Origin of the sequence: Streptomyces sp. NPDC018019, from assembly GCF_044327805.1 — a bacterium.
In the GTDB taxonomy this organism is placed as follows: Bacteria; Actinomycetota; Actinomycetes; order Streptomycetales; family Streptomycetaceae; genus Streptomyces.
The window spans coordinates 34,866-48,407 of sequence record NZ_JBIRGD010000006.1 but is presented as its reverse complement, the minus strand read 5'-3'; the positions used below and the strand labels follow the sequence as shown (position 1 = coordinate 48,407).

General features: G+C 69.5%; 23 protein-coding genes. All 23 read right to left on the bottom strand.

Annotated features, from left to right (window positions below; all coding sequences use genetic code 11):
• Window positions 1-440: 440 nt before the first annotated feature.
• The 23 genes from ACH4FX_RS12365 to ACH4FX_RS12255 all read right to left on the bottom strand — a co-directional run bounded on the left by ACH4FX_RS12365 (window position 441) and on the right by ACH4FX_RS12255 (window position 13,538).
• A complete protein-coding gene (locus tag ACH4FX_RS12365; RefSeq protein WP_398477891.1) occupies window positions 441-581 on the bottom strand; it encodes a hypothetical protein in 141 nt (46 codons plus the stop codon).
• Complete coding sequence (locus tag ACH4FX_RS12360; RefSeq protein WP_398477889.1) at window positions 578-937, bottom strand: hypothetical protein; 360 nt, start codon at window positions 935-937, stop codon at window positions 578-580. Before ACH4FX_RS12360 ends, ACH4FX_RS12365 begins: the two co-directional genes overlap by 4 nt.
• Window positions 934-1,329 (bottom strand): DUF6221 family protein, encoded by a 396-nt coding sequence (locus ACH4FX_RS12355; protein WP_398477887.1) that lies wholly within the window; start codon window positions 1,327-1,329, stop codon window positions 934-936. The genes ACH4FX_RS12360 and ACH4FX_RS12355 overlap by 4 nt, the downstream gene beginning before the upstream one ends.
• Window positions 1,326-1,700 carry a DUF6221 family protein gene (locus ACH4FX_RS12350; RefSeq protein WP_398477885.1) on the bottom strand — a complete coding sequence of 125 codons (375 nt, stop codon included), beginning with the start codon at window positions 1,698-1,700 and terminating at the stop codon, window positions 1,326-1,328. Before ACH4FX_RS12350 ends, ACH4FX_RS12355 begins: the two co-directional genes overlap by 4 nt.
• Before the next feature lie 184 nt (window positions 1,701-1,884).
• Window positions 1,885-2,067, bottom strand: coding sequence for a hypothetical protein (locus ACH4FX_RS12345; RefSeq protein ID WP_398477883.1), 183 nt, complete (start codon window positions 2,065-2,067; stop codon window positions 1,885-1,887).
• A 31-nt stretch (window positions 2,068-2,098) separates the two neighbouring features.
• The gene (locus tag ACH4FX_RS12340) at window positions 2,099-2,515 is read right to left on the bottom strand and encodes a DUF6221 family protein (protein WP_398477881.1); all 417 of its coding nucleotides are present in this window, start codon (window positions 2,513-2,515) and stop codon (window positions 2,099-2,101) included.
• Window positions 2,512-2,874 (bottom strand): DUF6221 family protein, encoded by a 363-nt coding sequence (locus ACH4FX_RS12335; protein WP_398477879.1) that lies wholly within the window; start codon window positions 2,872-2,874, stop codon window positions 2,512-2,514. The genes ACH4FX_RS12340 and ACH4FX_RS12335 overlap by 4 nt, the downstream gene beginning before the upstream one ends.
• A gap of 170 nt (window positions 2,875-3,044) precedes the next feature.
• On the bottom strand, window positions 3,045-3,776 hold the full coding sequence (locus ACH4FX_RS12330; protein WP_398477877.1) for a hypothetical protein: 732 nt from the start codon (window positions 3,774-3,776) through the stop codon (window positions 3,045-3,047).
• 1,311 nt (window positions 3,777-5,087) lie between these two features.
• Window positions 5,088-6,458: an AAA family ATPase gene (locus ACH4FX_RS12325; protein ID WP_398477875.1), complete on the bottom strand. Its 1,371-nt coding sequence runs from the start codon at window positions 6,456-6,458 to the stop codon at window positions 5,088-5,090.
• Window positions 6,455-7,189, bottom strand: a complete 735-nt coding sequence (locus tag ACH4FX_RS12320) for a LuxR C-terminal-related transcriptional regulator (protein WP_398477873.1) — start codon at window positions 7,187-7,189, stop codon at window positions 6,455-6,457. Before ACH4FX_RS12320 ends, ACH4FX_RS12325 begins: the two co-directional genes overlap by 4 nt.
• Entirely contained in the window at window positions 7,186-7,527 is a 342-nt protein-coding gene (locus tag ACH4FX_RS12315; protein ID WP_398477871.1) for a hypothetical protein, read from the bottom strand. Before ACH4FX_RS12315 ends, ACH4FX_RS12320 begins: the two co-directional genes overlap by 4 nt.
• Complete coding sequence (locus tag ACH4FX_RS12310; RefSeq protein WP_398477869.1) at window positions 7,524-7,937, bottom strand: hypothetical protein; 414 nt, start codon at window positions 7,935-7,937, stop codon at window positions 7,524-7,526. The genes ACH4FX_RS12315 and ACH4FX_RS12310 overlap by 4 nt, the downstream gene beginning before the upstream one ends.
• Entirely contained in the window at window positions 7,930-8,166 is a 237-nt protein-coding gene (locus tag ACH4FX_RS12305; protein ID WP_398477867.1) for a hypothetical protein, read from the bottom strand. Before ACH4FX_RS12305 ends, ACH4FX_RS12310 begins: the two co-directional genes overlap by 8 nt.
• On the bottom strand, window positions 8,163-8,609 hold the full coding sequence (locus ACH4FX_RS12300) for a hypothetical protein (RefSeq protein ID WP_398477865.1): 447 nt from the start codon (window positions 8,607-8,609) through the stop codon (window positions 8,163-8,165). The genes ACH4FX_RS12305 and ACH4FX_RS12300 overlap by 4 nt, the downstream gene beginning before the upstream one ends.
• Window positions 8,606-8,857 carry a hypothetical protein gene (locus ACH4FX_RS12295; RefSeq protein WP_398477863.1) on the bottom strand — a complete coding sequence of 84 codons (252 nt, stop codon included), beginning with the start codon at window positions 8,855-8,857 and terminating at the stop codon, window positions 8,606-8,608. Before ACH4FX_RS12295 ends, ACH4FX_RS12300 begins: the two co-directional genes overlap by 4 nt.
• Window positions 8,854-9,270, bottom strand: a complete 417-nt coding sequence (locus ACH4FX_RS12290; protein WP_398477861.1) for an SsgA family sporulation/cell division regulator — start codon at window positions 9,268-9,270, stop codon at window positions 8,854-8,856. The genes ACH4FX_RS12295 and ACH4FX_RS12290 overlap by 4 nt, the downstream gene beginning before the upstream one ends.
• A complete protein-coding gene (locus tag ACH4FX_RS12285) occupies window positions 9,228-9,509 on the bottom strand; it encodes a hypothetical protein (protein ID WP_398477860.1) in 282 nt (93 codons plus the stop codon). Before ACH4FX_RS12285 ends, ACH4FX_RS12290 begins: the two co-directional genes overlap by 43 nt.
• Entirely contained in the window at window positions 9,502-10,071 is a 570-nt protein-coding gene (locus ACH4FX_RS12280; protein WP_398477858.1) for a hypothetical protein, read from the bottom strand. The genes ACH4FX_RS12285 and ACH4FX_RS12280 overlap by 8 nt, the downstream gene beginning before the upstream one ends.
• Window positions 10,072-10,146: 75 nt before the next feature.
• Window positions 10,147-10,311: a hypothetical protein gene (locus ACH4FX_RS12275; RefSeq protein ID WP_398477856.1), complete on the bottom strand. Its 165-nt coding sequence runs from the start codon at window positions 10,309-10,311 to the stop codon at window positions 10,147-10,149.
• Window positions 10,312-10,393: 82 nt separating this feature from the next.
• Window positions 10,394-10,570: a hypothetical protein gene (locus ACH4FX_RS12270; RefSeq protein ID WP_398477854.1), complete on the bottom strand. Its 177-nt coding sequence runs from the start codon at window positions 10,568-10,570 to the stop codon at window positions 10,394-10,396.
• A 94-nt stretch (window positions 10,571-10,664) separates the two neighbouring features.
• Entirely contained in the window at window positions 10,665-10,916 is a 252-nt protein-coding gene (locus tag ACH4FX_RS12265; protein ID WP_398477852.1) for a hypothetical protein, read from the bottom strand.
• A gap of 141 nt (window positions 10,917-11,057) precedes the next feature.
• Window positions 11,058-13,202: a cell division protein FtsK gene (locus ACH4FX_RS12260; protein WP_398477850.1), complete on the bottom strand. Its 2,145-nt coding sequence runs from the start codon at window positions 13,200-13,202 to the stop codon at window positions 11,058-11,060.
• A gap of 84 nt (window positions 13,203-13,286) precedes the next feature.
• Window positions 13,287-13,538: a hypothetical protein gene (locus ACH4FX_RS12255; protein ID WP_398477848.1), complete on the bottom strand. Its 252-nt coding sequence runs from the start codon at window positions 13,536-13,538 to the stop codon at window positions 13,287-13,289.
• Between the last annotated feature and the right edge of the window lie 4 nt (window positions 13,539-13,542).

Sequence of the window (13,542 nt, the reverse complement as noted above, 5' to 3'; positions counted from 1 at the left end):
GGTCTGCCCCCGCTCAAACCACGGGCCCGCCAGTGAAGCGGGCAGCGGAACGGCCTTCAGACGGCCGTCCGTATCCGCGTGGCCGCATTACCGGGCCACGGGCTCCAGCCGCGCCGCCCGACGGCGGCGCACAGCAAAAGGACCCACCAGGGTCAGCAGGCGGGTCCGGGGGAGCTTCTTCAGGCGGCTCTGGGCACGCCTGGTACGGCCCCATCTTCAGTCACCGAGCTCACAGTGTCAAGCAACTGCCCCCTGGCGCACGGGAGGCGGCTTGGGCAAAGGCTCGCCCGGAATACGCGCGGGCAGCTCGTCAACGTCCCACAGAGCCCCGTTCTGCGCTCTGCTGCCGTGCCGGGTGATGCGCCCCTCCGTTGCCCAGCGGTACAGCGTTCCGCGCGGTCTGCCGGTGTACAGGCAGGCCGCCTCGGTGTCGGCGAGCCTCACGGCCGGCCCTCCCACCAGGTCCACGCGAGACCGGCGAGCATGCCGACGCCGCTCGCCCCCCACATGGTGACCATGAATGCCCGGAAGAGCCCGTAGCCGATGCCGTACGAATGCCAGTAAGCGCGCCAGATATTCACGGACGCCGCTCCTCACGTTGAGCTAGCCTGCGCGACTCTTCATCGACAACCCGCGCGATCAGGTCGGCGAGGTCGCCGAAGTCGCCGTACGCGAACTCATGCTCACGGCCGTGCTCGCAGCCGATCACAGCCGTGAGCGTCGCGTACCCGCAGTCCGGGTCGGAGGTGTCGACGCCTGCCTCCTGGCCGACGACCTTCGCGGTCGGGCAGCCGGCGAGGTGCCGGGCGTCGTCGCTCACCTGGCGGCGGCGCCAGCGCGAAACGCTCCCCACGCTCTCGCGGGCGACTTCCAGGAACTCGCGCAGAAGGAATGAACTGACAAGCACGTCGGTCTGCGCCGCTGAGTGATCGCTCACGACCGCCACCTCTCATTGAAATCCGCATGCCCGCCGTAAGGCAGGGCGAGCAGGCGCAGGACGCGTTCAGCGAGCACCGGCTCGCCAGCGTCGATGTAGTCCCCGCCGGCGACCGCAGCCAGGTCATCCACGATCTCCCGCTTGGCTTCGACTTCGGCGAGCACACGGGCCGGGTCGTGGCGGGCGATGTGAACAGCGATCGCTTTCGCCGCCGGAGTCGGATGCGGGCACGCAATCTTCACGACCTCCCAGTGAGACAGCCTGGAATCACTGTCGTCACCCGCTCCGACCGCGTCCCACTCGGTATACGGCTGCCGCTCGGTCGTCGCTCGGGCTGCCTCCCCGTCCTCGCCGAGCCGCGCCCGGATGAACTCCACGAGATCAGCACTCACGGCCGCCACTCCTCTCGGAAATCCGGGTGATCGGCGTATACGGCGGCAAACGCCCTGAGCGCCGTGAGGCGCGCGGCCTGCCCTCCCTCCGTCCACCCGGTGACGTGGCCCCGTTCCATCACCCGCTCCTCTTTCTCGTACTCGGCGAGGACCAGCCGCTTGGCCCCGATATCAGAAAGGAGGCGGGCCGGCCCGTCGCAGTCGCATACGGCGCCCGGCGCCTCATGGAGCATGGCCACCACGGCAACCATGGTGTTCAAGCCCCCACCGATGCGCCGGAAGATCTCACACGCAAGACCGTGCCAGTGAAAGGCACGAGCCTCATCCTCATCGAGCCGCGCCCGCAGGAACGCGACCAGGTCGTCAGTCACTGGCCCTCCGCCGCCATTTCTTCAATCTGCATAAGCCGCTGCCCCAACTGCCCTCGGGTGATGGTCCGGACGGACGAACGGCTCCTCCCACTCATCACACACCAGGCTCACCGTCACCGTTTCCTCGGACTCACTCACGTATCCCTCCCCTTCCAGAAGGTCGACCCCAGTAGTACCGCTTCCCTCACTTGCTGACGGCCAGATAGATGGCGATCACAGTGCCCAGCACGCCGGCCCCGTCCACCAGGTAGGCCCGCCCGGCGTGCATCCCGGCACCCTTGCCCTCGGAGCGGTTCATGCGGCCCGCCAGCTCCTGCACGCGCTCGGAGTTGCGGTCGATCGCGGCCACGGCCTCCGTGCGGGCCATGAACTCACCTCGGCAGTCCAGCCGTCGCCGCTCACAGGCGCCACCGCTCTTGGTAGTCGGGATGACCGGCGTAGGGCAGGGTGAGCGTCTTGACCACCCCATGCAGCGCAAGGACTGCACCAGCTGACGCGAGGTCGCCCGGGTGGGCGCGACGGTTCTCCAGTGCGCGCTCGTACCTGTCGAGAACCCCCCGCTTGGCTTCGACTTCGGCGAGGACGCGGGCCGGGTCCCACTCCGCGATGTGCCGCGAGTCCATCCACAAGGCCGTCTCGATCGTGGGCTGCAACGAAGGGCCCTCCCCGGCTGTCCGGACAGGATGCATCAGCGCGCCGAGCCTTTGCAGCGGCGGTCCCACCCACGCAGCCCATGGACCGTCACTCGCCGCCCGTGCCACCTGCTCGTCGTCGTCCAGCCGCGCCCGGATGAACTCGACAAGATCAGCGTTCACGACCGCCACTCCTCGCGGAAATCGGGGTGGTCGTCGTAGGGACGGGCGAGCAGGCGCAGAGTCAGGCAGTTCGACTCGTTCGCCTGCGCATCCCATGCCTGAGCAGTGCAGCACGTCTGGCAGCCCCGCTCCGTGCGCTTCAGGTACTCCGGCCTGGACGGCGCGTGTTCTTCGATGATGCGCTTTTGGGACCCGGCCTCGATCAGCACCCGGGCCGGGTCATGCCGTACGACATGGCGCGCCACCGGGCTGCCTGCGTCCACGTCGCGGTCATCCCACCCGGCAACCGCCGCATCTGCGGCAGCTTCCATGTCTTCTGCAACCCTCGCCCGCAGGAATACGGCGAGCCCATCGGTCATCCGGTCCTCCACCTCACATCGTCACGCACAGGTCGGCGTACTTCGGATCTCCCGCGACCGCTCTGACGCGCTCGCACAGCTCTTCCCACAGACGGTCCTGCTCCTCGTCATCCGGCGCGTTGTGCCGGAGACGAAAGCAGTGATCTCGATGCGCACACAGTCGTAGCCCCTCACGCACCCTCCCCTTCCAGAAGGTCGACCCACTGCCACCTGAAGTACTTCGTACCGCACGGCGGCGCCTCCGGCGTGCCGATGCAGCGCACGTCCGAGGAGGCGTCGTCGGCGACCACCAGGGCGCCGCCGCACTCGCCGCAGACGGTGTCGGCCAGCATCCGCTGCGGGGCGTCGTGGCCGAGCGTGATCCTCGCACCGCGCACGAGCCGGCCGAGCCCCGTGCGGATGTCGTGCACCAGTTCCTCGCTGCACTCCAGCGTCCCGTCACACGCCATGGCCGCCCAGTCGGCGATCTGTGCCAGCGCATTGGCGGTCGACGTGGCCGGAGCATCGCGGTAGTCCGGGAACAGTGCGTTCCGCAGCTGGTGGTAATAGCCGAACGTCCGCGCCTTGACGGCGAACAGCAGATCCAGCACAGCCTGATTGCCGGGCGGATTCGAATGCGGCTTGTCGGCCCCGCCCCCGGAATCACCGGCGGCAGACGCCGGCTCGAACACGGCCGCCTCCAACTGCTGGATGAGCGCAGGAAACCGCTTCGTCTCCGCCCGCTCTTCGAGATGGCCCGGACAGTCGCATTCATGGTGTTTGCGCCGCCCCGGCGTCATGGCCGCCCGCTGGAGCCGGCACTGCGGCGCGTGCTGGCGGACGATGACCGTGAATTGCACGCGCTCTTCACATCCGGTGGCGAGCTGTGCGGCGGACTCTGCGATGGCTTCGGCATCATTCACCGCTGCTCCCCCGCTCCGGAAGATTCCAGGGATTGCGCTCGCCGTGGGCGCAGTCGCACCAGCTGACGCCGCGGCAGGCGCCGTGGCCGCGCTCCGGGAACTCCCGTGCAGCAACGGGGTGGTCGGCCTCCCAGGCACATTCCTTACAGATCATGAGCAGCCTCTCTCGGCAGGGAGCGGGCGGGCCCAGACACCCCAGGACAGCCCTGGACGCCTTCAGGACGCCCTCGGACACCCCAGGCGGCACCGGGAGGCGGGCGACGCCCGCCAGGGCCGTGCAAAGGCGTACAGAGCTTCAAATCATGGACAGGGGCCGTCGTGCTCCGCCCAGACGGTGCGGGAGCCCCACACGACCGACCAGCGGGGGGCGCCGGACAGGATGACGACACCACAGCGCCCGCACACCGCCACGGGCTCAGAACGGCGGCCTGTCGCAGTCGGCGCAGCTTCCGACGCCCCCAGGGCCGCCAGCGCCCCCGCAGAGCCCGCCGTAGCGCTCGCAGGGGCTGGGCAAGGGTCCGCCGGCACCTCGGTCACCGACGTGGTGTCCAGCCCCAGGGCGCCGCACGCGTGGGCGGCGACGATGACACGCGGCGTCGCAGAGGCCGCCGCCGTCCGCGCGATCAGCTTCCAGGGCCGCCCAGCGGCTTGCGTCATCACGTCATAGGTCCGGCGCCCGGCGATCAGCGCGGCGCGGTAGGACTCTCCGTCCAGCGGTTCGGGATCCGCTGCCGTTGCGACGCCGGAGACACGGCATGCGAACACGTAGCTTCCGCAGCGGTTGCAGGTGGCCAGTTTGATCTCTGTGTCTATGAGATGACCTTGCATTGGATCTTTCTTTTCCTCCTGTCCTGTCGGGTCTGTCGTGGGTGGGGTCTAGTTCCTAGACCCCCCACCCCGACACGACATGACCTTGAAAAAACAAGACGCGCTCACGACGACTCACGACGTCGCTGGTCAGAGCGTTGCAGTACTCACGACACCCTCACGACAGGGCACGACGAATCCACGACAAACGGCACGACATGATCTTGAAATCCACGACACATCCACGACATCGCAGGTCAGGGTGCTAATGAGGTCACGACACACCTGCTCAGAGGCCATTGACATAGCTGGTCGTCATGTCAAAATCCGGCCCGTTCCGGGGCCTGTCGCACCCCCGTCGCGACCGGCGTCGTGGATATGTCGTGGATTCGGCCGCGACAGGGCACGACGGGCACGACGCATCCACGACGCCCGGGGGCGGTCCGAGGCGTCGTGCCGCATCCACGACACGGGCACGACGGACTCACGACGGGCACGACACGATCACGTATCGATGTCGAGTCCGGGCTGTTCCGGGTCCGGCTCCGGTTCCGCCGGCGTCTCGCTGCGCAGCGCGGAGGTGATCGCGTCGAGCTGCCGCCTGCCGTGGTAGGTGATCTCGTACCGGGCGGTGCCGCTGACCTTCCTGAGGAAGCCTTTCTCCAGCAGCGCGCTGACGCGGGTGCCCATGGAGTTGCGTTCCTTGGAGGTCAGTCCGAGCGCCGCGGCGATGCCCGTGACGGCAACGCCGATCTCCCCGAACTCCGAAACCGCGCGCAGTGCCATCGCCTGCTTGTCCGTGACCAGGATTTCGACCGGAGGCGGCGGGGTGTCCCCTTCGGGCTGGAAGGCCAGCGACTCTCCTGTCCTGACCCCCTCCAGGGCGATCTCCGGGGCTTCCTCGATGTCCTTCTGGAAGCGGGTGCGCAGTACCACCCTGGTCGAGCCCTCCTCGCGCCTGACCTCGAACTCCGCATCGACCGCGCCGTCCCAGGCGGTTGCGCCGCGCCCCCTGCCGCCCTCCGTGCCGCTGTGGTGCACGAGCAGGACGCAGGCGCTGGTCGCTTCCTTCAGGGCGTCCAGCGCGGCGATGATCTGGCCCATCTCGCTGTTGGAGTTCTCCTCCCTTCCGACCGTGCAGCGCGCCTGCGTGTCGAAGATGACGAAGCCCACCCCGAGCACCGCGCAGTACGCGATGAGCTGCCGCATCTGCTCCGGGTCGCCGATCTGGACGGCCCTCGGATACCACCGCACCTCGGACAGCATGCCGCCGTGGTGCTGCTCCCAGGCGGCCATGCGCCGCTTGGTGCCCCGTGCGCCCTCCGCCACGACGTAGAGCACGCGGGCCCGGTGTGTGCCGTAGCCGGCCCATCTCACCCCCGTGGAGACGGACATGGCCATATCCAGTGCGATGAAGCTCTTCAGCGATTTCGGCGGCCCGAAGATGCGGCACAGCTGCTCGCGGCACAGGAAGTCATTGATGAGCGGAATGGCCTCCGGCATTGCGAGGATGCCGTCACGGTCCATGACTCCTGAGGCGAACTGCTGCGCCGCTTCCGCCATGCCCTCGCTGGATGTGAGGCGTTCGGTGCATTCCTGTTCGTATTCTTTCCGGGCTTCTTCCAGGAGCCGCAGGCGGCGTTTCTCGGTGTCCTTCTCCCGCCGTTCCTTCGCCGCCTCGCTGTGCACCGCGAGTTTGACCAGCTCCTCGAATTCGCCCTTCTGGCCGTCGGGCACCAGAAGGGCGATGGCGGCGTAGCGTGCGTCATCCGTCTCGGCGGCGCGCGCCTGGGCGAGGGCTTCGAGGGCCGCGCCGGAAAGGGTCCGTGCGGGCTGGGCAAAAGGGGACTGCGCCCCGGCCTGCGTCGCTGTCATGCCGCCTCTTTCGCTGCTCGCGTGCGCACGCCCTCCCCCCGGTAGGCGTTGCGTGTCTGGGGTACATGGCGCGAGGTGATGTGCCCCGCCGACCACAGCAGGCTCACGGCGTGCGCCTCGCTCCAGGCGTACAGGCCGTCCAGCATCGCCTGGAGAGCGCGCGAACGGTCGTGCCGCGGCCGGCGCTCTCCTTTGACCAGGCGGATGACGGACCGCGCCCCGTCCCGCACGGCCTTGGTTCTCGGCAGCCTGCGCCCCGCCGGGTCGGGCCGGACCGCGCCGCGCTTCAGGCCCTGGGCGACGGCCGCCGCGTTCGATGCGACGCCGTACTTCAGCCGGATGTTCTTCATCAGCCGGTCGCGGACGGTGAGCCGGGCCAGCCACAGCCGCTCAGCGATCTCGCTGCCGGACAGTCCGTCGGCCAGCAGTTGCAGGACCTGCCGTTCCTGCGGCGTGATCCGGTAGGCCAGCCTGCCGGTGCGCAGCCCGAGCGGGGCGCCGCGGCCCCTGCGCCGCTGGTAGCGCCCCGAGCGCGAGAGCCGCCGCGGCCCCGTCCATTCGAGCTGGACGGGGCCGCGGCGCACTTCCCGGGCGCGTGCCCGGCGTTCGCGTTCCGCGGCCGTACGGCACAGCAGGCAGTAGCGCCGGGCGCACCCGCACGGGCAGGCCGCGGTCCGGGCCACCGCCGGGTCGTCAAGGTCGTGCAGGCCCTTCCTGCACAGCAGGGTCACGGCTCCCGGCTCCCCGGCGGACGCACCGGCGCAGCCGTCCGCAAGCCCATGCTCCGGCTGGCCAGGTACCAGTCGGCCGTGTGCCGGCCGCCCCCGCCCGGTCCCGGCATAACCTCCCTGACCCGGGCCTCGCGCTCCTCAGTGCTCACCCACGACCAGTCGCCCGCCTCGTCGCCGGGCGGCACGCCGGGCGGGCCGTGTGACCCCTCGCAGTCACTCGGGAAGGCGGCGCCCGTCCGGTGCCCGATCAGCCGCAGCACGCCGCGCATACGCCGTGTCTCGACCTCCCGGCGGCAGTGCGGGCAGTACCCCCATGTCGCCGCGTCCAGGCTGCTCATGCCGCACCGCCTTCGAGTTCGCGCGCCCGGCGGTGGGGGCAGGCGGGATCGGTCTGCAACCAGGAGTGCGCCTGGCAGTAGCCGTGGTGGTCGTAGTGGCACGGGTCGGGGTCCATGAAGTCGGCGACGAGGCCCCGCAGCCGCGCCACTTCGTTCTCCAGCCCGACGGCGATACTCCGGGCCTGCTCCAGCTGGTCGACCAGCCACGGCACGTCGGCTGGCACATGGGCGATGAACTCGGCGTCAGAGACAGCCCAGTCTGGTACTCGCGCGAGCATGCGTCCTGACTGGGCGTGCACGATCTCCCAGGCGGGGGCCCGGAACGTATCGCCGTCGTCTTCCTGAAGCAGCCATGGTTCCGAGGTGGCCGCCTCGGCACGGGCCTTGATCTGTGCGAGGCGGTCAGTCACGGTTCCCCCTGAGTGTGTAGTGCCGTCGGTTGTCGGGTCCGTGCGGGGTGAGCCAACCGCGTGCGGCGGCGGCGCGCAGGTCGCCCTGGGCGGTGGTCCGTCGGCAGGCGAGGCCGAGCCGCGCGTACAGGTGCATCGCCGACCCGGACGTGATCTGCGTGTGCGGGGTGCGGCGGGCTTCGGCCAGCAGCACATCCAGCCGTACGGACTGGTGGGTGCGGGTGGTCATGCCGCACCTCCACTGACGATGACGGGCACCTCGGCGACCCAGTACTGAGACCACGAGAAACGGCCACGCCCGCCGGTACGGCTCATCAGCCGGCAGCCGGCGTAGTGCACGTCCCAGCGGAGTTCGCGTGTGGTTCCGTACCGCGTTGCCTCGGCTTCCGCGTGTGCCTGTGCCGCCTCCAGGGACGCGGCGGTCCCGAGCGGAATGCTTCCGGTCATGACGACGTACGGAGTCCCGGACTGGTCGTCACGGGTGATCACGGCGCCCCCGTCCGGACACCGCTCTTCTCCTTCCTTCTCGCACACGGCATCCAGCAGCGGGGCGGCCTCGCCGAGCACCTCGGCGCGGAAGGCGTCGATCATCCGGTTCACGCTCTCCGCTTCGCCGGGTGCCAGCGGCCAGCCGCCGGTCATCGCCTCGAACAGTTCCTCGCGTGCGCTCACTGCGTCTCCCATCCCTGGCTGATCTCGGGCGAGGTCAGGAATGCGGCACGCCGCATCCCCGCCTCGTACATGCCGCTGGCGTACTGGGCTTCCAGGCTGTCGATGATCTTCTGCGCCGACGCGCGCCGCTGGCGCTCCTCGGCGAAGTGGACGACGGCGGCGATCAGTTCCTGCCTGCGGGCGCGGGAGCCGGGCTCTTCCAGCTCGCGCAGCGCGTCCGCCATCCTGGCGGCACCCGTGATGATCACGCTGCCTCCCCCAGGAGCAGCCGCAGTTCGGCGTCGATGTCCACATGGTCGGCCTCGCATCCGCGCGGCACGAGTCCGTACGTCTGCCGCACGAAGCGGTACGCCTGGTCCCATGAGGCGATGAGCCGCGCTTCGCCCCTGGAGGCGGTCAGACGGATGTGGATCTGATGGGAGTCGCAGCGCCTGATCTTCACGTCGCCGCTGCCCGCGGTGCGTGCTGAGCCGATGCCGTCGGCCAGCAGGTCACGCCCCAGCGCCCAGACAGTGGCCGGGCACTCCCCCTGGTCGATGTCCAGCCTGATCACGAACGGATCGCTGCTGTCGTAGATCAGCACGGCGTCGAGCGGTGTCAGGCTGCGGTCGGATTCGATCAGTTCGAGATCGAGCGGCGCGCAGATGCGGTGGGTGTCCATTCCTCCCCCTCAGGGACGGGCAGTGCCGGGATGTACAGAACGGTCTCGGTGACGGCGTCGGCGAGCGGGGCCGGTGCGCTCCTCTCCAAGCTGCGGCCGGCCCGGCCGGGCGGATGCCTTCGCCACCAGCGGCGGTGCGGACCGCGCCTGCGCCCGGACGGCATCAACGCGGAGACGATGAAGCCCGCGGCGCCGCCGATGACCACTGATGCGGCGAGCCAGAGCAGGTGCTCAGGCACCGGCTTCCGCCCTCTCCACGTCGTCGGTGAACACGGCGTCGCTCGGCAGGGCGTCCAGCGGCCAGGAGACGGTCAGCCGCACCGGCCAGTAGCCGTCCCCGGTCGGAGCCAGGGCGGCGAAGCGCCCTTCGTCGTGGGGCTCTTCCTGGAAGCCGCAGTAGACCTCCAGCGCCTGGGTGTCGAAGTCGATGACGTAGCCCCACTCGGCGAACAGCGACTCGGCCGGAAAGGAGGACGCATCCTCGATCACTCCGGCGTCCAGGATCGCGGCCGGATCGCCCTGGGTGCCGCGCAGCAGCTGGTACCAGGTCGGGTGCTCCGAGCGCCCGCCGACGTTCGGGTCGTAGTACTGCCACAGGCGGGTGATGTCCTGTGCCGTCGGTTCGTCGCTTTCGCTGACGACGCGCAGCGCCTGGGCGGCGCTCTTGGCGACTGCGAAGTCGGCTGTGAGCAGCCAGGCGAGAACAGTCAGTCCCAGACCTTCCGGATGCGCGCTGTGGTGGACGTACGAGGTCTTGGTCTCGCCATCGACGGCGAAGCTGAGGAATCCCCGGGTGCTCATGCTCTTCCTTCCGGTGTGCGGGTATGCGGACGCCCCTGCCGCGGTGGTCGCGGCAGGGGCGGTGTGCGGGTGATGTCAGCGGCGGAACCAGGGCACATCCTTGGCGGTCTCGCCCTTGCGGTCGTTGGCGGCCAGGAACTCGTCGCTGTCCGGGTCCGTCTGCGCCTCCAGGTCTTCGCTCGCCCGGCGGTGCGCTTCAATGGCCTCACGGGTGCCGAAGATTTTGTCGCGGATGCTCATTGCGGGTCTCCTTCTGCTGTGCGGGTACGCGGACGCCCTCGCCGGGCGGGCGGACCGGCGGAGGCGGTGTGCGGACGGTGCGTCAGTCCTGCTCGGGGTAGCCGTGCCCCTCGGGCGGGTAGCCGACATCGTGCGTCATGCCGTTGGCGACAACGTCGCTGAATTCGGTGTCGGCATCCGCCTCCCGCCGGTAGCGGTGCAGGTCGTTGCGCAGGGCGGCGGCCCTCATCTCGTCGGTCGCGCGGCTCTCTCGGGACATGTAGTGCCTCCTTGATCTGTCAGCCGGTCCGTCCGGCCGCTGCTCCCCCGCGGACTGCTCCGTGAGGGACGGGGGCCGGACGCTCAGCCGCATGTCACTTCGAGCCGAGACGGTGGACTTCGGCGGCGCGCTCGTAGATGCGCCGGCCGATGCGGACGCGCTTGCCGGTCGTGCGGCAGCGGCGGCAGTCCTTGCCGCGCCTGAGCTGCCCGTCGCGGCCGGTCTTCGTTGCGTGACCCCAGCCGTCGCAGCGGCGGCAGGCGGTGAGCGGCGAGAGGTAGCACAGCAGCGGGTAGCCGAAGACGATCGCGAGGACCGCTATAGCAGCGACGAGGACAAGGAGCATGCGGGTCTCCTGTGGGGTGTTTCCCGTTTCCCGGGAAGGCGGCTGCTAGGTGCTAGACGCCTGGTTACGGTGGGGTTCGGGTGCTAGCGGGGGTGCTAGACCTAGCAGTGGGGGGGTGCTAGGCCTAGCGGCGGGCGACGCTCAGGCCGCGGCCTTCTTCTCGTCACGCTTGGTGACGGCGGCGATGACATCGGCACGCAGGATGCCCCGCCGATTCCTGCCCTCGCCGTCATCGGCGATCCCCCACCGCTGGTCGACGACGACGGCGGTCGGCTTGAGGGCGGCAGTCACCGTCTCGCCCTTCCAGCCGCCGTATACCTCGGGCCTCAGGGAGTTGAGCCGCGCGGCGATCCGTTCGTTCCAGATTCGCTCTTCATCTGCCCCGGTGACCTTGAGGATGTCGGCGAGCAGGTCGTACTCCGGCTCCCCAGTCTCCGGCTGCTGGCCGATCGCGTAGCCGGTGATGTTGCCGTACTCCTCGCGCAGCTTGCGGGCCCGCGCGACGACCAGTTCGGCCTTCGGCGCATCGATGAAACTGCCGCACACGATGGACGGGTCGTCCCCTTCGCCGGACATCCAGCAGATGCCCTTCTCGCCGCGGGAGAACATCGTCGCGCGGTACCCGGCTTTGTACATCGACGTGCCCAGGATCATGTCGTTCTCGATCTGTCCCATGACCTTGAGCGCGAACCGCAGGATCGCGTTTGCGCTGATCGCGGTGGGCAGCGATTTCTTGTCGGGGCGCTGTGTCCCGAACATGACGATCATGCCGAGCGCGGGGCCCCGCTTGACCAGGTCGGCGCAGATCGACTCGATCTCTTCGCCGTACTGGTCGTGCTCGAAAGCGACCTGGCACTCATCAAGTGCGATGGCTATGGGGTGCAGCCCCAGGCTTCTGTCACCGGCCAGCGCCGAGGTGACCTTGGATTCCGGGCAGATGTCGTGCGGAAGAGAGTTGATGACTTTTGCGCGGCGCCTTAGCTCCGCCTTGCGTTCCCTCAGCGATTCCAGGCAGTACAGGACATCTTCGTCCTCCTCGCCCGAGCGGTACCGGTGCGCCACCGGCATCAGTGTCCTGAAGTCCCCGGTGCCTTTGAAGTCGAACATGTCCAGCTCACAGCGGGGGTCCAGCGCGCAGATCAGCAGCAGCAGGCGCATCAGGAACGTCTTGCCCATGCGGGGGATGCTGCCAATGATCACCGAGGCGAACATCAACGTGACGCGCATCCAGCGCATCCGCTGGTCGTTGCCGAAGACCACTGGGTCGAAGAGGTCCACCTGCCCCGACTTCAACAACGGCCATTCCGGCTTCTTCGCCTCGTTCATGGGCCTGTCGCCCACCCACAGGACCATCCGGCCCTCGTGCTCGTCCGGGTCGCCGGACGGCCACACGCAGCCCATCTTGCGCCGCAGGCCGGAGGCGAGCGCCTGCCGCTCCTCCATCACGTCCTCGGGCGTCACCCCGTACGGCAGGTCGATCTCGGCGCGGTATCCGGGGCCGTCGCGGCAGATCTCCGAGACGAACTTCAGGCCCGTGTCCTCGCCCAGGCCCCTCTTGATGGCCGCGCTGATCTTGGCGTTGCCGATCGAGTCGAGGCCGCGCAGGACGATCGACCCGGTCAGCTTCTCCAGCTCGGTCTTCATGACCGCCGGCCCGATGACCGGCGCGTCCGGCTGCTGCCCGGCATAGCCGAGCGCGAGCACGCCCGCCGCCGCGGCGGCGGCCAGCCAGCCGGGCGCCATCACCAGCAGCGTCAGTGCGAAGGCGAGGCCGAGCGTTGCGCTGATGACGGCCACCAGGCCGCGCAGCTTGACGCGGTGGCTGCGGATGCGGGCGAGCAGCATGTACTCGCTGATCGCCTCATCGCGTACGGCCGCGCCCCGCAGTGGCGCCGCCTCGCGGTCCCAGATCCAGCGGCCGGTCGAGGTGACCAGACGCGCGGCGCCGCGCGGCGCCATGGTGGCCAGGCGGGCGGTGTAGGCGGGGACGCGCAGCCCGTGGAAGAGCGAGGCGTACAGCACGTGCCCCCCGCAGCGCTGGGCTGCGGCGAGGAAGTCGCGCCGGTTCTTCAGCCACGGCGCGACGATGGGCCGTCGCCTGACGGTGGTGACGCCGGGTGGGGGAAGGCCCGGGGGGTCGACGGGCCGCGAAGGCCGGCCGTCGTCCTCCGGCTCCGGTGGCGGTCCGGGGGCTGGAGGAGGTTGCTTGGTCAGGTCCACCGCCCGCGCCGTCTCCGGCGCAGGCGTGCGGGCAGCGGGTATCGCGGGTGTGAGGGTGTCCGTCATGCTGGTGTAGTCCTGTGCTCGTGTGCAGGAGGACCAGGGGCGGCCGGTGACCTTCGCGGGGTATGGCCGCCCCTGGTGTCTGTGTCAGCGCCGCTGGTCGCGGCAGTCGGCGCACCGGCCGCCGGGCTCGTCAGCGGGAGCGCCGTACAGGTGCCAGCCGCAGAAGTACCGGCCACAGCCGTACTCGTCACCGCCGGGCACCTCACCGCAGAGGCAGCCGAGGCCGCGGTTGATCTCTTCGTCGCAGCCGTCCTTCTCACAGACGGCCGGTACGCCGTATCCGGCCTCGATCGTCACGCCGTCCTGGCGCGTGACCTCGTAGTACATGTAGCCCACGGTC